The organism is Vibrio sp. 2CM40D, from assembly GCF_023161825.1.
Taxonomy (GTDB): Bacteria; Pseudomonadota; Gammaproteobacteria; order Enterobacterales; family Vibrionaceae; genus Vibrio; species Vibrio alginolyticus.
Window position 1 is genome coordinate 35,823 of record NZ_JALNTL010000015.1, and the last position, 23,411, is coordinate 59,233.

Annotated in this window: 24 protein-coding genes; 12 read left to right on the top strand and 12 right to left on the bottom strand. The window is 45.9% G+C overall.

The genetic code is table 11. From position 1 onward, the window contains the following. Positions 1-128 precede the first annotated feature (128 nt). The 3 genes from MTF70_RS22365 to pfkA all read left to right on the top strand — a co-directional run bounded on the left by MTF70_RS22365 (position 129) and on the right by pfkA (position 2,907). On the top strand, positions 129-641 hold the full coding sequence (locus MTF70_RS22365; RefSeq protein ID WP_005386388.1) for a CpxP family protein: 513 nt from the start codon (positions 129-131) through the stop codon (positions 639-641). 111 nt (positions 642-752) lie between these two features. Continuing rightward, positions 753-1,661 (top strand): CDF family cation-efflux transporter FieF, encoded by a 909-nt coding sequence (gene fieF, locus MTF70_RS22370; protein ID WP_025768809.1) that lies wholly within the window; start codon positions 753-755, stop codon positions 1,659-1,661. 283 nt (positions 1,662-1,944) lie between these two features. Continuing rightward, positions 1,945-2,907, top strand: coding sequence for a 6-phosphofructokinase (gene pfkA, locus MTF70_RS22375; RefSeq protein WP_005381521.1), 963 nt, complete (start codon positions 1,945-1,947; stop codon positions 2,905-2,907). A 90-nt stretch (positions 2,908-2,997) separates the two neighbouring features. Here pfkA and MTF70_RS22380 read toward each other — a convergent pair whose 3' ends face one another. Further along, the gene (locus tag MTF70_RS22380) at positions 2,998-4,380 is read right to left on the bottom strand and encodes an MATE family efflux transporter (protein WP_053307396.1); all 1,383 of its coding nucleotides are present in this window, start codon (positions 4,378-4,380) and stop codon (positions 2,998-3,000) included. Positions 4,381-4,620: 240 nt separating this feature from the next. Here MTF70_RS22380 and MTF70_RS22385 point away from each other — a divergent pair, with 240 nt between their 5' ends. From MTF70_RS22385 to MTF70_RS22395, 3 genes are all read left to right on the top strand, one after another. Beyond that, positions 4,621-4,911: a co-chaperone GroES gene (locus tag MTF70_RS22385; RefSeq protein ID WP_005381516.1), complete on the top strand. Its 291-nt coding sequence runs from the start codon at positions 4,621-4,623 to the stop codon at positions 4,909-4,911. A gap of 77 nt (positions 4,912-4,988) precedes the next feature. Further along, on the top strand, positions 4,989-6,635 hold the full coding sequence (gene groL / locus MTF70_RS22390; RefSeq protein WP_005381509.1) for a chaperonin GroEL: 1,647 nt from the start codon (positions 4,989-4,991) through the stop codon (positions 6,633-6,635). A 313-nt stretch (positions 6,636-6,948) separates the two neighbouring features. Then, positions 6,949-7,512 carry a hypothetical protein gene (locus tag MTF70_RS22395; RefSeq protein ID WP_005381507.1) on the top strand — a complete coding sequence of 188 codons (564 nt, stop codon included), beginning with the start codon at positions 6,949-6,951 and terminating at the stop codon, positions 7,510-7,512. 100 nt (positions 7,513-7,612) lie between these two features. Here the strand turns inward: MTF70_RS22395 and MTF70_RS22400 are convergent, their stop codons facing one another. Next, positions 7,613-8,110: an MgtC/SapB family protein gene (locus MTF70_RS22400; protein ID WP_005381504.1), complete on the bottom strand. Its 498-nt coding sequence runs from the start codon at positions 8,108-8,110 to the stop codon at positions 7,613-7,615. A gap of 95 nt (positions 8,111-8,205) precedes the next feature. Next, on the bottom strand, positions 8,206-9,228 hold the full coding sequence (gene epmB / locus MTF70_RS22405; protein ID WP_053307395.1) for an EF-P beta-lysylation protein EpmB: 1,023 nt from the start codon (positions 9,226-9,228) through the stop codon (positions 8,206-8,208). Between the two features lie 32 nt (positions 9,229-9,260). On the opposite strand from epmB, the gene efp reads away from it, so the two are divergent. Beyond that, complete coding sequence (efp, locus tag MTF70_RS22410; RefSeq protein WP_005381500.1) at positions 9,261-9,827, top strand: elongation factor P; 567 nt, start codon at positions 9,261-9,263, stop codon at positions 9,825-9,827. Between the two features lie 267 nt (positions 9,828-10,094). Then, a complete protein-coding gene (locus MTF70_RS22415; RefSeq protein ID WP_005381498.1) occupies positions 10,095-11,498 on the top strand; it encodes an SPFH domain-containing protein in 1,404 nt (467 codons plus the stop codon). A gap of 102 nt (positions 11,499-11,600) precedes the next feature. Here the strand turns inward: MTF70_RS22415 and frdD are convergent, their stop codons facing one another. The 4 genes from frdD to frdA are packed head-to-tail and all read right to left on the bottom strand — an operon-like array spanning position 11,601 to position 14,933. Further along, positions 11,601-11,978, bottom strand: a complete 378-nt coding sequence (gene frdD, locus MTF70_RS22420; protein ID WP_005381493.1) for a fumarate reductase subunit FrdD — start codon at positions 11,976-11,978, stop codon at positions 11,601-11,603. Positions 11,979-11,989: 11 nt separating this feature from the next. Further along, positions 11,990-12,373: a fumarate reductase subunit FrdC gene (frdC, locus tag MTF70_RS22425; protein ID WP_005381491.1), complete on the bottom strand. Its 384-nt coding sequence runs from the start codon at positions 12,371-12,373 to the stop codon at positions 11,990-11,992. A 2-nt stretch (positions 12,374-12,375) separates the two neighbouring features. Next, on the bottom strand, positions 12,376-13,134 hold the full coding sequence (locus tag MTF70_RS22430; protein WP_053307393.1) for a succinate dehydrogenase/fumarate reductase iron-sulfur subunit: 759 nt from the start codon (positions 13,132-13,134) through the stop codon (positions 12,376-12,378). Then, positions 13,134-14,933 (bottom strand): fumarate reductase (quinol) flavoprotein subunit, encoded by a 1,800-nt coding sequence (gene frdA / locus MTF70_RS22435; protein ID WP_005381487.1) that lies wholly within the window; start codon positions 14,931-14,933, stop codon positions 13,134-13,136. The genes MTF70_RS22430 and frdA overlap by 1 nt, the downstream gene beginning before the upstream one ends. A 435-nt stretch (positions 14,934-15,368) precedes the next feature. On the opposite strand from frdA, the gene epmA reads away from it, so the two are divergent. The 4 genes from epmA to MTF70_RS22455 all read left to right on the top strand — a co-directional run bounded on the left by epmA (position 15,369) and on the right by MTF70_RS22455 (position 18,482). Further along, positions 15,369-16,340 carry an elongation factor P--(R)-beta-lysine ligase gene (gene epmA, locus MTF70_RS22440; protein ID WP_205461571.1) on the top strand — a complete coding sequence of 324 codons (972 nt, stop codon included), beginning with the start codon at positions 15,369-15,371 and terminating at the stop codon, positions 16,338-16,340. Between the two features lie 9 nt (positions 16,341-16,349). Beyond that, complete coding sequence (locus tag MTF70_RS22445; RefSeq protein ID WP_005381482.1) at positions 16,350-16,724, top strand: VanZ family protein; 375 nt, start codon at positions 16,350-16,352, stop codon at positions 16,722-16,724. Positions 16,725-16,745: 21 nt separating this feature from the next. After that, a complete protein-coding gene (locus tag MTF70_RS22450) occupies positions 16,746-17,381 on the top strand; it encodes a TetR/AcrR family transcriptional regulator (protein ID WP_005381480.1) in 636 nt (211 codons plus the stop codon). A 144-nt stretch (positions 17,382-17,525) separates the two neighbouring features. After that, the gene (locus MTF70_RS22455) at positions 17,526-18,482 is read left to right on the top strand and encodes an acetyltransferase (RefSeq protein ID WP_053307392.1); all 957 of its coding nucleotides are present in this window, start codon (positions 17,526-17,528) and stop codon (positions 18,480-18,482) included. A gap of 73 nt (positions 18,483-18,555) precedes the next feature. Here the strand turns inward: MTF70_RS22455 and MTF70_RS22460 are convergent, their stop codons facing one another. The 5 genes from MTF70_RS22460 to MTF70_RS22480 form a co-directional block, all read right to left on the bottom strand. Next, the gene (locus tag MTF70_RS22460; protein WP_005381476.1) at positions 18,556-19,701 is read right to left on the bottom strand and encodes a murein hydrolase activator EnvC; all 1,146 of its coding nucleotides are present in this window, start codon (positions 19,699-19,701) and stop codon (positions 18,556-18,558) included. Positions 19,702-19,728: 27 nt separating this feature from the next. Beyond that, positions 19,729-20,550, bottom strand: a complete 822-nt coding sequence (gene cysE / locus MTF70_RS22465) for a serine O-acetyltransferase (protein WP_005381475.1) — start codon at positions 20,548-20,550, stop codon at positions 19,729-19,731. A 78-nt stretch (positions 20,551-20,628) separates the two neighbouring features. Continuing rightward, positions 20,629-21,666, bottom strand: a complete 1,038-nt coding sequence (gene gpsA, locus MTF70_RS22470; RefSeq protein ID WP_005381474.1) for an NAD(P)H-dependent glycerol-3-phosphate dehydrogenase — start codon at positions 21,664-21,666, stop codon at positions 20,629-20,631. 195 nt (positions 21,667-21,861) lie between these two features. After that, on the bottom strand, positions 21,862-22,326 hold the full coding sequence (gene secB, locus MTF70_RS22475; RefSeq protein WP_005386410.1) for a protein-export chaperone SecB: 465 nt from the start codon (positions 22,324-22,326) through the stop codon (positions 21,862-21,864). A gap of 225 nt (positions 22,327-22,551) precedes the next feature. Continuing rightward, entirely contained in the window at positions 22,552-22,986 is a 435-nt protein-coding gene (locus MTF70_RS22480) for a rhodanese-like domain-containing protein (protein ID WP_005386415.1), read from the bottom strand. Between the last annotated feature and the right edge of the window lie 425 nt (positions 22,987-23,411).

The window sequence follows — 23,411 nt, forward strand, 5'->3', positions numbered from 1 at the left end:
GGAGAAAAATCACTCTTTACGATTCTTTACGCTCCCTATACGTCGCTTTACCTAGCGGGTCGTATTCTATACTCAAGCGCTGTGAGAACAGCTCAGAAGAACCACTCACCTGTGTAAGGAATCGTATTATGAAGTCTGCAAAAAAACTTGTGTTAGCTGCTGTTGTTCTACCTCTTACTCTTGGCGCCGCAAGCGCATTCGCTTACGGTGGTAAAAACCATCATAAAGGTCCTCGTGACGAATGCGGCATGGGTATGGACCGAGGTGTCATGCGTCAACTAGACCTGACTGATGCACAAAAAGATCAGCTAAAAGAAATGCGTGAAGCAAACAAAGCAGAAATGAAAGCAAAATTCGCTGATGGCAAAGAAGCACGTATGGCTGAGCGTCAAGCGCATCACGCAAAAGTACAATCGCTTTTGCTGGCGGATAACTTTGATGAAGCTCAAGCTAGCGAATTAGCAAAAGAGATGGTTGAGCGCCAAACGGAACGTCGCGTGCAAATGCTAGAAAGAAAGCACCAAATGCTTAGCGTATTAACACCTGAGCAGAAAGCGAAATTTGTTGAGCTACAAAATGAACGTATGCAAGAGTGTGGCGACAGAATGCACAAGCGCATGGAAAAGTCGCGCAATAATTAAGTCATGAATTGATGTTATATAAAGAGGCAGCCATTGGTTGCCTCTTTTTGATCTGGTTATTTCATGGTCATTCAATATACTCAACGTATGGTTTTAGTTAACTCTTTGATTATGAAACAGCAATACGCACGTTTAGTTACGACCGCCGCTTGGACTGCAACCATTGTGGCGACGCTTCTTCTGATAGTAAAAGTCATCACGTGGTGGGTAACCGGCTCAGTGAGCTTATTGGCGTCATTGATTGACTCCATGTTAGATATCGCGGCTTCGGTTGTGAATCTTGTGGTGGTTCGTTACGCCTTACAACCGGCAGACCGCGAACATACGTTTGGACATGGTAAAGCTGAGTCCTTAGCGGCCCTAGCCCAAGCAATGTTTATTTCGGGCTCGGCAGTATTTTTGATTCTTAACGGGATTGACCGATTTTTCCGCCCACATGCTTTACACGCACCGGAGTTAGGTGTGTATGTATCGCTGTTTGCGATTGTGGTCACACTTGGCTTGGTGATGTTCCAAAAACATGTGGTTCGCGTGACGGGGAGCCAAGCAATAGCGGCGGATTCTCTGCATTATCAGACTGACTTGTATATGAATGCTGCGATCATGGTTGCTCTGGGGCTCAGTTATTTTGGAGTGACTCAAGCGGATGCTGTGTTTGCGATTGGTATTGGTGTCTTCATTCTTTATAGCGCTTTCAAAATGGTAAGCGAAGCGATTCAAACCTTACTTGATAGAAAGTTGCCCGATGAAGAGCTTGAGCAAATTAACCAAGCTTGTTTGAGCGTAAAAGGGGTATTGGGCGTGCATCAGTTACGCACGCGAATGTCCGGACCGACGCGCTTTATACAGTTGCATTTAGAGCTAGACGATAACTTACGATTAATTGAGGCGCATTACATCGCTGATAAAGTGGAAGATAATTTATTGGCTCTTTTTCCTGATGCGGACGTATTGATCCATCAAGATCCATTGTCTGTCGTTTTCGGACCAGAGAAAGAGCAGAAAGCGCAAGATTGGTAGGCTTGAAAAATCCATCAGTGCCCGACGACAAACAGGTACTTATTGACTATCTTTCCATCAATACTTATTAAGATTCGTGATCCTGATATGAATCAACAAAGTTTTATAGAGAAACTGTAATACTCTTACATAAGTAGAAAAGTTACATAAAAAAGTGCGTTTTCATTGGTAATCCTGTAGAGGAAATGTAACATAACGCACAGTTCTGGATTATGCAGGTTGCTTGGTAACAAGGGGCCTAAAAGAAAATTAAATAATTGATTGCCAAAGATCGAGGGTGAGCATGATTAAGAAGATCGGTGTTTTAACAAGTGGCGGTGACGCACCTGGTATGAACGCTGCGATACGCGGCGTAGTACGTACAGCACTATCCGAAGGATTGGAAGTATTCGGTGTGTACGACGGCTACCTAGGCCTATACGAAGGCCGCATCGAGAAGCTAGATCGTTCTAGCGTTTCAGATGTGATCAACAAAGGTGGTACGTTCCTAGGTTCTGCACGTTTCCCTGAATTTAAACAAGTGGAAGTTCGTGAAAAAGCGATTGAGAACCTGAAAAAACATGGTATCGATGCACTAGTGGTAATCGGTGGTGATGGTTCGTACATGGGTGCGAAGAAACTGACTGAAATGGGTTACCCATGTATCGGTCTTCCGGGCACAATCGACAACGATATCGCAGGTACGGATTACACTGTGGGCTACCTAAGTGCACTAAACACCGTTATCGATGCAATCGACCGTTTACGTGATACTTCTTCATCTCACCAACGCATTTCAATTGTAGAAATCATGGGCCGTCACTGTGGTGATTTGACTCTGATGTCTGCAATTGCGGGCGGTTGTGAATACATCATCACTCCGGAAACTGGTCTAGACAAAGACAAGCTGATCAGCAACATCCAAGATGGTATCGCTAAAGGTAAGAAACACGCGATCATCGCGCTTACTGAGCTAATGATGGATGCTAATGAACTAGCACGTGACATCGAAGCCGCGACAGGTCGTGAAACTCGTGCAACAGTACTTGGTCACATCCAACGTGGTGGTCGTCCAACTGCATTTGACCGCGTACTAGCATCTCGTATGGGTAACTACGCTGTTCACCTATTGATCGAAGGTCATGGTGGTCGTTGTGTAGGTATCGTGAAAGAGCAACTTGTTCACCACGATATCATCGACGCAATCGAAAACATGAAGCGTCCAGTACGCAACGATCTATACAAAGTTGCTGAAGAGTTGTTCTAAGCAAGCTTGAAATAGATAAACAAAACCGCGGCTTTCCGCGGTTTTTTTGTATTTGATAATCAACAAAAAGAAACTAGTGATAGACGAGTGTTAAGACACGCTGCTCTGCTCTATGAGCGTTAATTTGCGCTCGCGCAGCGCAAACAAGTAGCCCAGTAGCCCACCCAACGTATTCCCAACCGCGATACCGATAAACAAGCCTTCAATGCTGTAGATTTGGCTCCCGACCCACGCCGATGGCAAGGTAAAAATGAACAGCCGCATAAAGCTCCACTGGAATGCACGCAATGGCTTGTGCATCGCATTCAAACCACTGACTAACATCATCACGATGCCTTGGAAGCCATAACTAAATGGCACCACCAGTAAATAATGCCAAAGCAGGTTTTTCACCGCATCTTCCTGAGAAAACAGCGCAGCCAGAGGAATGCTCAGCGGTACCATCATCAAGAAGATAAACCCTTGGAATACCACTGCAAAACGCATGCTAATAAATAAACCGGAAAAGGCTCGTTGCGGTTGTTTGGCTCCTAAATTTTGTGCCATAAACGGTGTGAGGGCAGAGGTCAGCGACATCAATACTAGAATCAATATGGACTCAATACGCTGCGCTGCGCCGTAAGCAGCAACCGCCGCTGTACCGTGGTTGGATAACAGCATCATCAGAATGGCACCGGACAACGGATTCATCGCGTTTGATAGCGCAGCAGGGGTACCAATTTTTAGTGTCTGTTGCCAGTCTTGTTTCAGCAAAGCCCATTGGGGTTGAGCAAGCAATTTTTCCCGTTTAATTAGCACATAGAATGAGCCACACAAAGCACCTAACCAGCTAAAGGCACTTGCTATGGCTGCGCCTTGAATGCCAAGTTCCGGAAAAGGGCCATAACCGAAAATCAACAATGGATCGAGCATGCCATTAATCAAACCAGCCAACATCATTACTTTTGCTGGTGTTTTTGTGTCGCCAGTAGCTCGGATAGCACTGTTGCCCGCCATTGGGATCACTAGCAGAGGAATGGTGAGATACCAGACCTGCATATACTGCTCAATAAGAGGGATGAGATCATCAGACGCACCAAGAAAACGAAACAATGGCGAAATGGTGGTAAAGCCAATAGAAGACGCGATAGCCACAAGTAACACGGCTAATAACAAACCGTGGGTGGTGAACCGTGCAGCTTGTGGTGCATGACCTTGCCCAAGCAAGCGACCAATATTGGTCGATAGTCCCATCCCAATCCCCATCGTAATGCAGTTAACCGCAAAGGTGACAGGGAAGGTATAGCTGATAGCTGCTAGCGCTTGAGTGCCAAGCAACGAGATAAAAAACGTGTCCACCAAGTTAAACATCAAAATTGCGATCATGCCCATGGTCATGGGTACGGTCATTTTCCGCAGCGTTTCAGGAATGGGTGCGGTCAACAAACCATGCTTATCGGTCGCTTGGGGTTCCAGCTTGTTATTTTCCTGCATGTGTGACAACTATCTGGTGAGCAAAATGCAAGGATACAAGAAAGCGAGATGCCGAGCGAGTGAGCATTTCTAACGCAAACCGTTGCCTAGTTGTTCGTTATTTTAACTAAGTCACAAAAATTTTGTGCCACCCCCTTGGGATCGCTGCTTCGACCCCTTATATAGGGATCACGTGTCTGGGGCTACAGTCCCTAAGGACAATTATCAAATAAACATGGAAATTTTCAGGAGAGACGACCGATGAACATTCGTCCATTACATGACCGAGTTATCGTTGAACGTAAAGAAGTTGAATCTAAGTCTGCTGGTGGCATCGTTCTGACTGGTTCTGCTGCAGAAAAATCGACTCGCGGTGTTGTTCTAGCTGTGGGTAAAGGCCGCATCCTAGAAAACGGCACCGTACTGCCACTAGACGTTAAAGTCGGTGATACCGTTATCTTCGCTGAAGGTTACGGTACAAAAACTGAAAAAATCGACGGTAAAGAAGTGCTTGTCATGTCTGAAAACGACATCATGGCGATCGTTGAATAATAGCAATCATTGAGTAATTTTTTGCTCAGATTCAATTACGAAATTACACACAAAGAATTTTAGAAAGGAAATCAAAGATGGCTGCTAAAGACGTTAAATTTGGTAATGACGCACGAGTTAAAATGCTGGAAGGTGTAAACGTTCTGGCTGACGCAGTAAAAGTAACACTGGGTCCTAAAGGACGTAATGTCGTTCTAGACAAATCTTTTGGTGCACCAACTATCACTAAAGATGGTGTATCAGTAGCGCGTGAAATCGAGCTGGAAGATAAATTCCAGAACATGGGCGCACAAATGGTTAAAGAAGTTGCGTCTAAAGCAAACGACGCAGCGGGTGACGGTACAACAACAGCAACGGTACTAGCGCAATCTATCGTTAACGAAGGTCTAAAAGCAGTCGCTGCGGGCATGAACCCAATGGATCTTAAGCGTGGTATCGACAAAGCTGTTGCCGCGGCAGTTGAGCAACTAAAAGAGCTTTCTGTTGAATGTAACGACACAAAAGCGATCGCGCAGGTTGGTACTATCTCTGCAAACTCAGACGCAAGCGTAGGTAATATCATTGCAGAAGCAATGGAGCGTGTGGGTCGTGATGGCGTTATCACGGTTGAAGAAGGTCAGGCGCTACAAGACGAGTTAGACGTAGTAGAAGGTATGCAGTTCGACCGCGGTTACCTGTCTCCTTACTTCATCAACAACCAAGAATCAGGCAGTGTTGATCTAGAAAACCCATTCATTCTTCTAGTAGACAAGAAGATCTCAAACATTCGTGAGCTTCTTCCAACGCTAGAAGCTGTCGCGAAAGCATCTCGTCCACTGCTTATCATTGCAGAAGATGTAGAAGGCGAAGCGCTAGCAACATTGGTTGTGAACAACATGCGTGGCATCGTAAAAGTTGCAGCTGTGAAAGCACCTGGCTTCGGTGACCGTCGTAAAGCAATGCTACAAGACATCGCTATCCTAACTGGCGGTACTGTGATTTCTGAAGAGATCGGTCTAGAGCTAGAAAAAGTTGCACTAGAAGATCTAGGTCAAGCGAAGCGTGTTTCTATCACGAAAGAAAACACGACTATCATCGATGGTATCGGTGAAGAAGAGATGATCTCTGGCCGTGTTGCTCAGATTCGTCAACAAATCGAAGATGCAACTTCAGACTACGACAAAGAGAAACTACAAGAGCGCGTAGCTAAACTGGCTGGCGGTGTTGCAGTAATCAAAGTTGGTGCTGCGACTGAAGTTGAAATGAAAGAGAAGAAAGACCGTGTAGAAGATGCGCTAGCCGCAACTCGCGCAGCGGTTGAAGAAGGTGTTGTTGCTGGTGGTGGTGTTGCACTTATCCGCGCGGCATCTAAGATTGCTCACCTAACGGGTGACAACGAAGAACAAAACGTTGGTATCCGCGTTGCACTACGTGCAATGGAAGCGCCAATCCGTCAAATCACGAAGAACGCAGGTGAGGAAGACTCAGTTGTTGCGAACAACGTGAAAGCGGGTGAAGGTAGCTACGGTTACAACGCGGCAACAGGCGAATACGGCGACATGCTAGAAATGGGTATCCTAGATCCAACTAAAGTTACTCGTTCTGCACTACAATTCGCAGCATCGGTTGCAGGTCTGATGATCACAACTGAAGCGATGGTTACTGACCTACCGCAAAAAGACGCGCCAGCGATGCCTGACATGGGCGGCATGGGTGGCATGGGCGGTATGGGCGGCATGATGTAAGCCAGCTTATCTCATCGCTCTAGGGAAACCTTATAGCGGAAAGATAACCGACCAAACCCTTAAAAGTCGAGGCAGATGCCTCGACTTTTTTATGCGTGTCACCTGAGAAACATGACGTTCTGGTGTGGCTTATCATGAAATTTTTGAGCGTAAAAAGCGCCATTTCAGAAGCAAAAAATCGAAGAGAAATATTTTTTCTTTTGAGTCAGATGGTTAAATCTGACCTATTGCTAACACTTTTTGAACGGGGACAGAGCAAAATCTGAACATTACACTATGTTGTAAATTGTTGCTTCCCATCATGGAGATGAAAATGAAAAAGCTTATGACGTCATTGGCGGTTGCAGCCGCTATCGCATCACCTGTTGCTTTTGCCGACAGTACACCTGTGATGTTCTCTACTATCGATAACACAAACGCACCCTCTAATTCTTCAGTAGGTGGCGTTCGTTTAGCTGTGTTGCATGGGCAGGTAAATGAGGTTAAAGGTGTCGACTTTTCACTGCTTGGTATGTCAGAAACGGATCGTACGACAGGTGTGAACTTCGGTCTGTTTTTTGGCGCAGCAAAAGTAAATCAAGAAATGAAAGGCGCGTCTTTAGGCTTAGTTAACTGGAACCAAGGTCAGACGACGGGTGTTAACTTGGGTGCTGTTAACATTACGAACAACGTAAAAGGCTTGAACTGGAGCGCGGTGAACTATTCTGAAGGCTACACCATGGCGGATGTGGGCTTAGCGAGTATCTCTAAGAAGTCTAATTTCCAGTTTGGTTTCTTCAACATGACCGATCAAATCGATGGTGTGCAAATTGGTCTTTTGAACTGTGCGGATAACGGTTTCTTCAAGTGTTTCCCACTCATCAACTTTGCTAAGTAATCCCTGAGAAAGTCAGAATCTTTATATACAGAAAGCCCTCGATGTTCGTCGAGGGCTCTTTAATTGCTGATGAGATGAAGCGAGTTTCTCGGAGCGTTAACTATTTAATTAATCGTGATGAAGTTTTGCGTTGTTGAATTCTTTGATGAACACCGCGGCGTAATGCTTTGATGTGGTTTTCTGCTTTATCCACACCTAACAACACGGTTAATGTCAGGAGAGTAATAACCACCGACTGCGTTAAATAACCCAAACCTATCATCAAACCTAAACCTGCTAGCACCCATATTACAGCCGCGGATGTTACGCCATGGATTTTTCCATCAAGTGTCATCATAACGCCAGCGCCTAAGAAGCCGACGCCAGTAATGATCTGACCAAGCACTCGTGCTTGATCAAGTGTATTTGGCGATAACGACACTGCCATCGACATAAACAGGTAGGTGCCTGAAATAATTAATATTGCTGTGCGAATGCCAACCGGTTTACCACGAGTTTGGCGCTCTATACCGATCATGAGCCCATTAATGGCGCAGCATAGTAGGGCAGGCCAACTGAATGGGCCAAGATCGAAAATTTGTTCGAATGCTGTATGCATCTTGACCTCCAAAAGTGCGGAGTATGCATAGACTTACCGTGCAAAGCGAACAAAAATAATCAATCTAGACGACAAATTTAATTGAGTGTCAGAGCTTATTCTAAATGCAAATCCAACGGCGTTTTACTTGGCCTGCCACCAACTTCTCGTGTGAGTTTTGGTACCAGATAACCCGATACACGCGTGATGAGTCCGCGCATAATAGCTTTCGCTTCTTCGTCCGAAATAAAGTAGTGCGCTGCGCCTTGCACCTTATCAAGAACGTGGAGGTAATAAGGCAAGATACCCGCGTCAAATAAGGCCTCACTTAACGCCACTTGAGCTTCTACCGAATCATTCACGCCTTTCAGCAGAACGCCTTGGTTTAGAAGCGTAACGCCCGCTCTTTTGAGCTTGAACATCTGTTCAGCAAATTCGTCATTGATTTCGTTGGCATGGTTGATGTGAGTGACGAGGATGATTTGTAACCTTGATGCTTGCAGAAGTTGGCATAGTTCATCAGTGACTCGAGCTGGAATCACCACAGGTAAACGGCTATGAATACGCAGACGTTTGATGTGAGGAATGTGAGCAATGTGCTCTAAAAGCCAATGAATCTCATCGTCTTTTGCCATTAATGGATCACCACCTGAGAAGATGACTTCGTTCAACTCTGGTTGTTGTGCCATGTACTCTAAGCACTTGGTCCAGGCTTGTTTCCCGCTTTTGTTCTCTTGATAAGGGAAGTGACGACGAAAGCAGTAACGGCAATTTACCGCGCAGCCACCTTTGACAATCATCAGGGCGCGGTTGCGATACTTGTGTAGCAGGCCAGGGACTTCATTGTCCTGCTCTTCCAATGGATCATTGGAGTAACCCGGATGCACCTCAAATTCGTCGCTCAGTGGTAAAACCTGACGTAAAAGAGGGTCTTTAGGGTTGCCTTTCTCCATCCTATCGACAAAACTTTGCGGTACACGCTGTGCAAACAGCTTGCGCGCGGCAAACCCGTCTTGCCACGGTGAAGGATCAATTTCCAGTATTTCGAGCAATTTTGCAGGATCAGAGATCCCATTCGCCAACTGTTTGAGCCAGTTTTGCTCAACAGATTCGACTTTTCGGGTTATTATGTGCGGCATTGAATTTAGCTCTAAGAATGTAAGAGGAAAAAATGGCTACAGTTAGCACCAATGAATTTAAAGGCGGTCTTAAGTTAATGCTTGATAACGAGCCTTGTGTAATTCTGGAAAACGAATACGTTAAACCAGGTAAAGGCCAAGCGTTCAACCGTGTTAAAATTCGTAAACTTCTTTCTGGTAAAGTGCTAGAGAAAACATTCAAGTCTGGTGACACTTGTGAAGTGGCAGACGTAATGGATATCGACCTAGATTATCTATATTCAGACGGCGAATTCTACCACTTTATGAACAGTGAAACGTTTGAACAGATCGCAGCGGATGCAAAAGCGGTAGGTGAAAACGCTAAGTGGTTGGTAGAAAACAACACTTGTATGATCACTCTTTGGAACGGTAACCCAATTACTGTTACTCCACCAAACTTCGTTGAGCTAGAAGTTGTAGACACAGATCCAGGCCTGAAAGGTGATACTCAAGGTACTGGCGGTAAACCAGCGACGCTATCAACTGGCGCTGTTGTTCGTGTTCCTCTGTTCATCTCAATTGGTGAAGTGATTCGCGTAGATACTCGTACTGCTGAATACGTAGGTCGTGTGAAGTAAGCACTTTATATGATTGTTAGAAAGGTCGCTTCGGCGGCCTTTTTTATTGCCTGTGATTCTTCTCTTTTAATCCCTCTGCGTAAAACATCGATATCCTCCGCAAATTTTTGATGATTTTGTATTATTCGTAAAAATCTTATTTATTCCATGAATCTGTCGATTATTCCTTAATGTAACATTTTGATACATTAGTACTTGTTGCTGAGTTGCATAGCAATCTGATTTTTATCGATTTAACTCAGTAACAATCCAAAAAAGGAGAACAAAATGGAAAGCAGAGGTTTAGGAAGGGGTTTAAAGGTGGAAGAAAGACGTCAGTTACTACATAAAGGATTAAAAGCAGCCGTATTTGGCGTACCGCTGTTGGCAATAGGCTTAACGATTAATAGCTCGGTGCTGATGACCGATGCGGGTTACAGCTACGTGCATCAGAATAATATTACTGGTGAGTTGGATGTGTTTACTGAACCTGGCATTCATTTTCGTATGCCATTTCTGTCCAAAATCACCAAGTATGACCAAGTGATCACTGTGTCATTCGGTAACAGCAAGGGCGAAGATTTTTATCAACGTCTTGATGCGATTCAGGTTCGATTTGCCGACACCTATATTGGTCAGATCCCCGTAACATTCCGCTTTAAGCTCAGTAATGACCCTGAAGCGGTGAAGAAGATGCATAAAGAGTTCCGCAACAACAGTAACTTGATCGATGCGCTGCTTGTAAAGAACGCACGTAACGTAACGGTGATTACCGCAACCCAATACACGGGTGAAGAGTTTTTCCAAGGTGGTTTGAACCAGTTCAAATCGAAACTTGGCGATCAGTTACGAGAGGGGATTTATCTAACAGAGCGACGTCAGGTTGAAGTGGAAGAGTTGGATCTTGCGCCTGTTGGGGCGAATCAAGCTAATCCGAACCAATTACAGCGCACCAATCAACTGGTTTGGAAAACCGTACCTGTCGTAGACAAAACCGGGCAACCGATTCGTCAAGACAATCCGTTACAACAATACGGTATTCAAGTGACGCAGGTGACCATTGGTGACCCGCAGCCAGAAAAGCAATTAGATCAGCTATTGGCAGATAAAAAGCGTTTAGTGGCGGATCGTATTCGCGCGATTCAGGAACAAGAAACGTCGAAAGCACAGGCAGAGACCGAGCAGTTACGCAAAGAGATTCAACGAACACGTGAGGTGCAAGACGCTCAGCGTGGTAAAGAACTCGCAATTATTGCTCAGCAAAAAGAAGTGGAAGTTGCACGTCAGATTGCAGAGCGTGAAATCGTTGAAGTGGAAAAAACCAAACGACTTGCTGAAGTCGAGAAGGAGAAAGAGCTAGCTATCGCAGAGGCTAACTTAGCGATTCAAAAAGCGAACGCACTTTCTGCTGAGTTTGAAGCGAAAGCGATATTAGCGAAAGGTCGCGCAGAATCTGAAGTCCTTAAAGGTAAGTATGCGGCGTTAGGAGCAAACCGTGAAGTTTACTTGGCAGAATTGAATCGAGACGTAGCGAACTCACTGTACAACAATTTGCAAAACTTCCAAGTTCAGATGCCACAAAATTACATTGGTGGAAGTGACGAAACGGGCTTGAAAACAAACCTAGATGTGATTACTGGCTTTGGTGCTCTGGGTCTTATGGACCAGACAAAGAAGGTCACACAGCAATAAGATCATGGGTGGTCAAAAGCTTAAAAAGCAAAAAGATCATAGGTAACCCAAAGCAATAAAAAAGCTGGCATTTAGCCAGCTTTTTCTTTTTTGGTCAGTCTCTTAAATCATGAAGATAAAGATAACTGCTAGTGCAGTGATGAGGCCTGCAAATGCATAGCATGCAATTTTACCAATCACACCAGTGTGGAACTTAAGGTCGTGCATGCCGTGGTGTACACGGTGCATTGCATGCCACATTGGCAATGCTAGCGTGCCAATGATGAATAGCGCACCGATGATGCTGGTTGCGAATGCGGAGACACGCTCGTAGCTCATCGCTTCTGCATCAATCACGCCTAGTGGGACCAAGATGCCCAGCACCAATACCGTGATTGGCGTGATCATCGCGAACCAAGTACCACCTGCGCCAAACAGACCCCACCAGATTGGCTCATCAGAACGTTTTGGTGATGTGTTTACACTATAATTCGGTTTCATTGCTCAGCTCCTTACACCACGATGAGAACGATCAGTGAGATAAACGCAACAGCGGCCCACTGAGTCAATACGATGATCTTCTTGTCCACTGGTTTGCCTTTCAAACGAATTGGCATTACTTGTGGCATCATGCTGAAGAAAGTTTGAGCGTGGAATAGGCTACCGAGTAGTGCAACGATGTTGATTGCGACTACGATTGGGTTCGCCATGAATGCCAACCAACCTTGCCATGCTTCAGGACCTTTCACCAAGCAACCTAAACCGAAAGTTAGGAACAGAGTGAATAGGATTAACGGAAGCACCGTAGCTTCGCGTAGCATGTAGAAGCGGTAGAAAGGATGGTTCTTCCACCAAGTGCGTTTTACTTCACGAACGTAAGGTTTACGATTGCTCATCCTTATGCCTCCACTTTCTTTGGTGAACCATCAGGTTTCAACATAGCAATCACGAAGTCCATAGAAGACTCCACTTTGCCTTGGTTTACTGCCGCTGCTGGGTCAACGTTCTTCGGACAAACTTCAGAACAGTAACCAACAAACGTACAACCCCAAGCACCGTTTTCACCGTTGATAAGCTTCATGCGCTCATCTTTACCGTTGTCACGGCTGTCTAGGTTGTAGCGGTGGGCTAGCGTTAGTGCAGCAGGACCGATGAACTCTGGGTTAAGACCAAACTGAGGACATGCTGCATAGCACAGACCACAGTTGATACAGCCAGCGAATTGCTTGTATTTCGCCATCTGTTCTGGCGTTTGCAAGTTCGTACCGTCTTCTGGTTTACGATCGTTACCAATGATGTATGGTTTGATTGCTTCTAGGCGCTCGATGAATGGCGTCATATCAACAATCAAGTCTTTCTCGATTGGGAAGTTCGCTAGAGGCTCGATAGCCACACCGTCTGGGTAGTCACGTAGGAAGCTCTTACAAGCAAGTTTCGGTACGTTGTTCACCATGATGCCGCAAGAACCACAGATCGCCATACGGCAAGACCAACGGTAAGACAGATCTTTGTCTAGGTGGTCTTTGATGTAACCAAGTGCGTCAAGTACAGACATGGTTTCATCGAATGGGACTTCGAATGTTTGCTTGTATGGTTCTGCATCTTTTTCTGGGTCGTAACGCAGGATGTCTACTTTTTGAATGCGATTTGCTGACATTATGCTTGCTCCTCTGCGTTCTTCTCTTCAGCCGCTGCTTTTTCTGCTGCTTCACCGTATAGACGAGCTTTTGGTTGTGACTTAGTGATGGTCACATTGCTGTAATCGATACTTGGTGCTGACTCTGGCTTGTAGAAAGCAAGTGAGTGTTTTAGGAAGTTCACGTCATCACGTTCTGTACAACCGTCGTCTAGACGCTGGTGCGCGCCGCGCGATTCTTTACGTAGAATCGCAGAGTGAACCATCGCTTCTGCGACTTCTAGGCCGTAACCCACTTCGATTGCGTATAGAAGGTCTGTGTTGAACACTTTACCTTTGTCTTTGATGCTGATGCGTTTGTAACGTTCTTTCAACTCAGTGATTTTGTCGATAGTCGCTTGCATCAAATCTTCTTGGCGGTAGATACCACAGCCCGCTTCCATGGTGTGACCCATTTCTGTGCGGATCTCTGCCCAGTTTTCGTCGCCTTCTTGGTTCATCAGTTTCGCGATGCGTTCTTCAACTGCTTTTACTTGCGCGTCAATTGCCGCGTCGTTCCAGCCTTTGAATTCTGCCGCACGTTTCACTGCGTTTTCACCAGCTACGCGGCCAAATACCACGAATTCAGCCAGTGAGTTAGAACCTAGACGGTTCGCACCGTGAAGGCCAACAGATGCACATTCACCAACCGCGAATAGGCCTTTAATGCGAGTTTCACAGCCGCCGTCCGTTTCAATACCACCCATGGTGTAGTGAACGGTTGGACGAATTGGAATCGGCTCTTTTGCTGGGTCTACGTTTACGTAAGCTTTTGCTAGCTCACAGATGAACGGTAGACGCTCTTGTAGGTACTCTTCACCAAGGTGGCGAAGGTCTAGGTGCACCACGTCACCCAGTGGGTGTTTGATGGTGTTGCCTTTCTGTTGTTCGTGCCAGAAAGCTTGAGAAACTTTGTCACGAGGACCCAGTTCCATGTATTTGTTCTTCGGTTGGCCAACTGGAGTTTCAGGGCCCATGCCGTAATCTTGTAGGTAACGGTAGCCATTCTTGTTAACGATGATACCGCCTTCACCACGACAACCTTCCGTCATCAGGATACCTGTGCCTGGAAGACCGGTTGGGTGGTATTGAACGAATTCCATATCACGTAGAGGAACGCCGTGACGGTAAGCCATTGCCATACCATCGCCCGTTACGATACCGCCGTTGGTGTTACAGTGGTAAACACGGCCCGCGCCACCTGTTGCTAGAACAACAGATTTTGCTTTGATAGTAACAAGCTCGCCTTCAGACATGTGAATAGCAATCAGACCTTGAACTTCGCCTTCATCAACAAGCAGATCCACCACAAAGTACTCATCAAAACGTTTGATGTTGCTGTACTTCATTGATGTCTGGAATAGCGTATGAAGCATGTGGAAGCCAGTTTTGTCTGCAGCGAACCAAGTACGTTCAACCTTCATACCACCAAAGCGGCGTACGTTGACTTCACCGTTCTCTTTACGACTCCATGGGCAACCCCATTGCTCCATTTGGATCATTTCGCGAGTCGCGTTCTCTACAAAGTATTCAACAACATCCTGTTCACATAGCCAGTCACCACCGCCAACAGTGTCGTTGAAGTGGTTGTCTAAGCTATCTTCATCCTTGATAACTGCTGCTGAGCCACCCTCTGCAGCGACCGTGTGGGAGCGCATTGGATAAACTTTAGAAATCAGAGCGACTTCTAAGTCTGGGTTTGCTTCAGCCGCTGCAATAGCAGTACGAAGACCAGCGCCGCCTGCGCCGATGACTGCGATATCTGTGGTGATAATTTGCACAGTTATCCTCCAGTGTGTGATTGCGGAAATCCGCTTGTTATTGTCATTACGAGGCGCTCCTTAAAAAGAACTCCCCAAAAGTAGTAGGGTTAGTGTAGATGAGCCACATGGCAGAAAAATTGATGTAATTGGGTTTTTGCTTCGGTAATGCACTTAAGGGCATAGAATTTATAGGTTATGTGACTGCTATCACGGCATCGAGGTTTTGGCCCTCAAGCATTAACATTAGGGATGTTAAACCCGTGTTGCGTGACATTAACCGCATGGATAATAGGATTTTAACTGAGTGTTTTTTGTTCTGCGGCACGAGTAATGCTTGCCTCAAATTTGCGAGCACATTAGTAAAAAGAAGAAGGGATATTCCTCTCTTCTTGAAGAGGAAAAAGCATGTAGAATGAGACTTTCCTCGCTGAATTAAAGTTTGAGAGACTTGTTATGCAAACCAACTGGCAACCTACTGCTTCCATTGACCAACTTCGTCAACGTGCGACGTTAATCGCGTCGATTCGACAATTCTTCGCTGACCGACAGGTGATGGAAGTCGATACGCCAGCCATGAGTCACGCAACCGTGACTGACATCCATTTGCATACTTTCCAAACCGAGTTTGTTGGCCCAGGCTATGCCGATGGCAGTAAGCTGTTTTTTATGACCAGCCCAGAATTCCATATGAAGCGCCTTTTGGCTGCGGGCAGCGGTTGTATTTATCAAATCAACAAAGCATTTCGTAATGAAGAGAATGGTCGCTACCACAACCCTGAATTCACGATGTTGGAGTGGTATCGCGTTGGCTTTGACCATCATAAATTGATGGATGAAATGGATGACCTGTTGCAGCTGGTATTGAAGTGTGGCGCAGCGCAGCGCATGACGTATCAGCAAGCCTTAATTGATGTGTTGGGTGTGTGTCCACTGGAAGGCTCGATGACTGAGCTGAAAGCGGCGGCAAGCAAGCTGGGTTTGAGTGACATTGCTGAGCCAGAAGAAGATCGCGATACGCTGCTGCAACTACTATTTAGCGTGGGAGTAGAAAACAAAATTGGTCAGGACGTGCCGGCTTTTGTGTACGACTTCCCTGCATCACAGGCGGCGCTTGCGAAAATCAATCCTCAAGATCATCGCGTCGCGGATCGTTTTGAAGTGTACTTTAAGGGGATAGAGCTGGCGAACGGATTTCATGAACTGGATAACCCGAAAGAGCAATTAGCGCGCTTTGAACAAGATAACGCAAAGCGTATCGAAATGGGTTTAAAACCACAGCCGATCGATTATCATCTGATCTCTGCACTGGAAGCAGGGTTGCCAGATTGTGCAGGGGTCGCGTTGGGTATCGATCGTTTGATCATGCTGGCGCTAGGCTGTGACCACATTGATCAAGTGACGGCCTTTCCATTTCCAATTGCATAAGGACGTCCAATGAACCTGACGGCTGCACGTTTCGTCATCTTTAGCTACGCCATATTGATCGCTTTTTTATCTCTGAGTTCAGGTGAACTGCAAGACTGGGGCAATATCGCGTATCTCGACAAAATGCAGCACGCTATGGCGTATAGCGGCTTTGCGTTTTTAGGTTGCTTTTGCGTGTGGCGTTGGCGTCAACGTTGGGCGGTGGCGATTGGTATTTTGCTATTCAGCGCCGTTATTGAGTGGTTGCAAGGGTATGTAGGGCGACAAACTTCTTGGTTAGACCTTGTCGCCAACTCAACTGGCATCTTAACTGGTCTGTTATGTTACCGTATTTGGAGCCTCTATCGACCTAGGTTGGTGAAGTCGCTATACTCGATTCGTTAATGAAGAGGGAACACGATAACAATGAAAACGCGCGACAAAATCGTCTACGCGGCACTGGAGTTGTTCAACCAACATGGTGAGCGAAACATCACCACCAATCACATTGCCGATCACATCGAAATTAGCCCTGGTAATCTGTATTACCACTTCCGCAATAAGCAAGAAATCGTTCGTGAGATCTTTGCGCTTTATTCAGCAGAACTTTTAGAAAGATTTACCCCTATTCAAGGTTCGCAAGAGAGCCTGACTATGCTGAAGAGCTACCTAGACTCTATTTTTACCTTGATGTGGAAATACCGCTTTTTCTACGCAAACTTACCAGAAATCTTGTCACGAGATGAACAGCTACACGAACAGTACATCGATGTGCAAGAGAAGCTGCAAGCGAACCTCATTGCTATTATGCAAGAGTTCGTAACGATGAAGCTGTTGAATGTCGATCAACAACAGTTGAAGTCATTGGTATGTACATTGCACTTGATTGCGTGTAGTTGGTTGGCGTATCAATCCGCGATGGCTTCAAAAACCAACATTACCGAGCAAATGGTGAAGCAAGGGATGTTGCAGATGCTTAATGTCGTTAAGCCATTAGCAACTGAGCAGGGCTTAGAGCAGCTACTGTTATTAGAAGATGCGGTTAGCAATCTACACAGTTAAACGTCAAACTGCTTAATATTTCGAGAGTCACTCTCATTTTCGAGTCGTGGCTCGAGTTGACTTGTCAAATATGCCACGCACAATAGTCCCATACGCTAAAAACCCTTGCAGGGATAAGATTCTCGATAAAGGAACTATCGCCCCATGAATTACGACATTTTTAATGGTGATGCTGATGGCATCATTGCTCTTCTACAATTGCGTTTGGCTGATCCTGTCGATGCCCAGTTAATAACCGGTGTAAAGCGCGACATCAAGCTGGTGGAAAAAGTAGATGTGCAAGCGGGTGATGAGCTGACTGTGTTAGACATTTCGATGGAAAAGAACATGGCAGGTCTAGAGCAAGCTTTGGCTCAAGGCGCGCACGTCTTTTACGCCGATCATCACAAAGCGGGCGACATTCCTCAGCATGGTAATTTGGATGCGCACATCGATCTCGATGCCAACATGTGCACGGCGTTGATTGTCGATAAGTTGCTTGATGGGCGTTTTCATGACTGGGCGATTACGGCGGCTTATGGCGATAACATGATTGCTAAAGCCGATGAGTTAGCGAATAACGCGGGCTTGTCGCAGCAACAGAAAGAGCAGCTAAAAGAGCTGGGTACTTTAATTAACTACAACGGCTACGGATCGAAAGTCGAAGATTTACACTTTCACCCTGCGGAGCTGTACCGAGCTTTGCTGAAGTACACGTCACCATTTGAAGCTATTGAAGATACGGCCTCGCCATACTACCAATTGCAATCGGCTTACCAACAAGACATGGAGGCGGCTCTCGCAGTGCCTGCCATGCATGAGAGCGGTAAGCTAAAGTTGTTTGAGTTACCAAACACGGCGGCATCACGCCGAATCAGTGGTGTTTATGGCAACTGGCTGGCAAACCAAACCCCTGACTCTGCGCATGCGGTACTTACTGAAAATGCAGATGGGACTTATACGGTTTCACTTCGTGCCCCGTTAAACAATAAACAAGGTGCCGTGGCCGTGTGTGGTCAGTTCCCGACAGGTGGGGGCCGAGAGGCGGCGGCAGGAATCAACGCGTTAAGCAAAGATGATGTGCATGCTTTTATTGATGCGGTAGAAACCTACTACGCATAGCATTTTCCAAAATATGAATGCAAAAAAGGAGCCGAGTGGCTCCTTTTTTATTATAAGTCGATGAGTCAGATAATCAGCGTTTTAACCAAGATTTCGGATTCTGCGCTTCACTATTACGACGAATTTCAAAGTACAGCGATGGCCTGTCTTGACCACCCGTATCACCCGCGAGAGCAATCACTTCGCCGGCGGTGACTCGATCGCCTTCTTTTTTAGTTAACGCTTGGTTGTAACCATAGAGGGTCATGTCACCTTTTCCGTGGTCGAGCAGTACCACTAAACCGTATCCGCGCAGATACTCAGCAAATACGACAGTACCAGGATAAACGGCTTTCACTTGTTGACCATAGTTGGCAGACAACACCATACCCTTCCAGTTTACCTGCCCAGTTTGTCGCGTACCAAAGTTGTGTAACACACTGCCTTTGAGTGGCCAAGGCAACTTACCGCGCTGTTTGCCGAGTCCGTCCATTGGCACCGCATTACGCTTCGCTGCTTTGGCGATCTCTGCTTTTAAACGGGTTTCGTTGCGTTGCAGCTCGGCTAAGTAGCGTTTGTCATTCTTGATACTGCTCTGAATTTTATTCAGGGTTTGCTTACGCTTGGATTGTGTACTCGCTAGCGCTGTACGTTTTTCGGATTGCTGCTTGAGCAGAGTCTCGATTTGCTCTTTTTCTAGCTCGAGCTGGTTTTTGTTGTGCGCTAATTCTTGGGTTATTTTGGTGATCGCATCAATCACTTCAGCACGTGCTTTAGCTAAATGCTGGAAGTATTGGCTCATGCGGTCTTCTTCCACACCTTGATTTAACAAGTGACCATTGGCCTTCGCTCGCTCGGTTACGTAATACGTTTGCAGCAGCTGTTTGAGTTCTTCTTCTTGCTCTTGACGCTGTGCTTCTTGCAAGGCAATTTTCTCTTCTAGATTTTCTATGTTTTTGTCTGCTTGTGCGAGGTTAGACTTGGTTTGTCGTATTTCACGCTCAAGCTTAGAAATTCCAAGCTCTTGATCTTTTAATGATTTCTGTAACTCATTGAGCTGCTTTTCTTGGGAAGAGAGCGATTTGCGCTGACGGCTTATCTCACTGGATACGCCTTTGAGCTCTTGCTGACTCACAGCAGAGGAGGTAATGGGATAAGTGGCAGATAAAGCACAAGTTAATAAAATAGCCGAGCGTAGAACAGGGTGATTTTGTTTTCGCACTTGAGAGTTACCTACCACGTTGTTGTCAAAAAGGTTTGTTGACGATTAAATACCATCTCCATGGATAAAGCTTTGCGACTTGCCGTTAAAGCCTTGATCCATATCGAGAGAGGGTTTATCCGTTTTTGGACGTCCGACGATTTTTGCAGGCACGCCAGCCACCGTTGTGTGAGGAGGCACGGCTTGCAATACCACAGAGCAAGATCCGATTTTCGCGCCTTCACCGACTTCGATATTGCCAAGAATCTTTGCACCAGCTCCGATCATCACACCCTCGCGAATTTTCGGGTGACGATCACCGCATTCTTTACCAGTACCACCAAGGGTGACATCTTGCAGTATAGACACGTCGTTTTCGACCACGGCAGTTTCACCAATCACGATGCCTGTTGCATGGTCGAGCATGATGCCACTACCAATGCGCGCTGCAGGGTGGATATCGACCTGACATGCTACCGAAATCTGATTTTGTAGGTAAGTCGCAAGAGCGTGACGACCTTGCTTCCATAGCCAGTTTGCTACTCGGTAGCCTTGCAGTGCGTGATAGCCTTTTAGGTACAGCAATGGCATTGAGTACATTGAAACAGCAGGGTCGCGATTGACCGTGGCACAAATATCACAAGCCGCGCCGTCAGTGATGGTTGGATCAGCTGCAAAGGCTTCTTCAACCACTTCACGCACAGCCATCGCTGGCATGGAAGCGGTGTTCAATTTGTTAGCCAGAATATAACTCAGAGCGGCACACAAACTTTCATGCTTGATAATGGTGGCATGATAGAAGCTCGCCAGCATAGGCTCTTGTTCTGACATTTCACGGGCTTCTGAGACAATTTTGTTCCAGACTTTTTGTTTTTCGCAGTGTTTCATTCTCAATATCCAGAGTGGTTCTTCCGTGACCCGACAACTTCAATTTTTCTCAGATGAGCTGCAAAGGGCGGTAGATTGCTACTTTCCTTCGGCTTTTTTGTCACGAGCAAGTAAATCTTGCGCTGCTAAGCGCGCATCTTTTCCTTGATACAATACTTGATAAATTTGATCAACTATCGGCATCTCAACACCCATACGTTGAGAAAGTAGCCATACTTCTTTTGTATTGCGGTAACCTTCAACCACTTGACCAATTTCTTCTTGAGCCGTATCAACGTCTTTACCTTGGCCTAATGCCAAGCCAAAGCGTCGGTTACGTGATTGGTTATCGGTACATGTCAGGACAAGATCGCCTAAACCCGCCATGCCCATAAAGGTTTCTGGCTGTGCACCCAGCGCAGCACCAAGGCGACTCATTTCAGCCAAGCCACGAGTAATTAATGCAGTACGGGCATTGGCGCCAAAACCGATACCATCAGACATACCCGCACCAATCGCAATAACGTTTTTCACAGCGCCACCCAATTGCATACCAATAAAGTCACTATTGGCATATACGCGGAAGGTTTTGCTACAGTGGATTTTTTCTTGTAGATCCGCAACAAATTCAGAATCTGGAGACGCAACAGAGATTGCAGTCGGCATACCCATTGCGAGCTCTTTCGCAAACGTTGGGCCAGACAATACTGCTAGTGAGTAGTTTTCACCGATAATGTCATAAGCGACGTCTTTCAGCAGGCGCCCCGTTTCAGGTTCAAGCCCTTTGGTTGCCCAACAGATGCGAGAGTCTTCGCGCAAGAATGGTTTACAGCTGTTTAGCACGATGCCAAAGACATGGCTTGGAACCACAACCAACAAATCTCGGCTTGCTTGAACGGCTTTTTCTAAATCCGATTCAATGATCAAGCTTTCAGGGAAATCAACACCTGGTAAAAAGGCATGGTTAGCTCGGTCTGCTTCTAGGCGAGCCATGTGCTCTGGCTCGTGTCCCCAAAGGACAACGTTCGCGCCGTTACGAGCGAGTGAGATTGCCAAAGAGGTGCCGTATGAGCCTGCGCCAATCACAGTCATTGCGATGTCTTTACCGTAAGCATTGTTTGTATTTGCTTGTGTCATGCTACCGCCTAATTGTCTTGCTACTAGTAGAATCTAGTTCCTAATCGTCAAATTTTACGCCTTCTGGCGATTAGGAACTAGGAACTTTTGTCAGAAATAAAAAATGCACATTGCATCGAATGGTAGACGCTCTGTGCATTTTATTTGAGTCGGTGACGTCAGCACTGTGGCTATTCGTCACTTATAAAACGTGAATTACGCTTCAGCTTCGCCTTGTTGAGCTTGCTGTTGTAGGTAGTTCATGAATAGCGCGTCAAAGTTTACTGGCGCTAGGTTCAGTTGAGGGAACGTACCTTTAACGACTAGGCTTGAGATAGTTTCACGAGCGTATGGGAATAGGATGTTCGGGCAGAATGCGCCTAGGCAATGTGCAAGTTGACCAGCTTCCATTTGTTCAGCAGTGAAGATACCACCTTGTTGAACTTCACATAGGAACGCAGTCTCTTCTTCGTTCTTCACAGTAACGGTTAGGCGTAGAACAACTTCGTAAACGCCTTCACCAAGCTCACGGCTTTGAGTGTCTAGGTCTAGTTTAACGTCTGGGTTCCACTCTTTCTGGAAAATTACTGGAGAGTTCGGCGCTTCAAAAGAAACGTCTTTTAGGAAGATGCGTTGAATTGCGAAGTTTTGTTGTGCGTCTTGAGGTGCTGCTTCAGCCATTTTTTAATCCTTAAATCAATATTTGTTGAGCCTAGAAACGTCTAAGCTCAGAAAACTGGTATGTCCTGAGACTAACTGAGCCAATCTACCTTGACTAGATGAAGCGTGTATTACGTGCAAAGCGTCACAACTTAGTGCTCCAACTGCTTTCAATTTGCTCAGTTTTTTGTCCGCGAGGCTTGGTAAAAGCGCGTTTAAACGCGAACTTTCGTTCTTGCCACGTTCCTACTTCTTACCGCGAACTAACGGCAGGTTCGCTTCGTTCCACGCAATCAAACCATTTTTTAGTAGGCTCACGTTTTCGAAGCCAGCTTTTACTAGTAGGTTTGCGCTTTCTTGAGCGGTCTGTCCTGTCTTACATACAACAATGATTGGGTCTGATTTGTGGTTTTCAAGGCTACCCAAGTTACCCGCTTTGATGTCTGACGGTAAAATGTGAAGTGAGTCGGTGATATGACCTTTTTTGAACTCGTCTTTGGTACGGATATCCACTACAACGCCGTTTTCACGGTTCATAAGATGAGTCAGTTGGTTTACGTTGATTTCTTTGTATGCGGCTGTCGCTGATTTCACGATGTTCATGATAAAGGCGACAAGAAGACCTACCCAAACCAAAGATAGAATCATGTTCTGTTGGAAAAATTCAATGTACTCTTGCATGTCTTGAGCTCTTACGCTGTTGGCGGAAAAATAAAGCAGGAGTATAGCGAGGTTACGGCTCTTAGGCGAGAGGGTTAAAATTTTCTAACGAATAATTGAGATCTCTATAAACCCTTTATGCCCTTACTATCCGTACATTTCGCTCTGGTAGCTTGATTGCTTTTGCCTATTGGACTTATCGGTTTAAGTGACTTCTGTTTTACTGAGAAAAGAGAACAATAGGTATTAACCCATCTTGTTTGATGTTGCTTTAAATTAGCGCTGTTTCAAGTGCAAAAATAAGAATGAGAAGCGTAAGAAAACCGAACTTAGACTGGGGTGTACAAAGCGTATTAGAAATGACTATGCTTGTGGAACACGATTGTCGGCACTGACTCGTTGTTCGCTTAACTTGTAAGATAGCAACAATAAATCGCAAACATTAT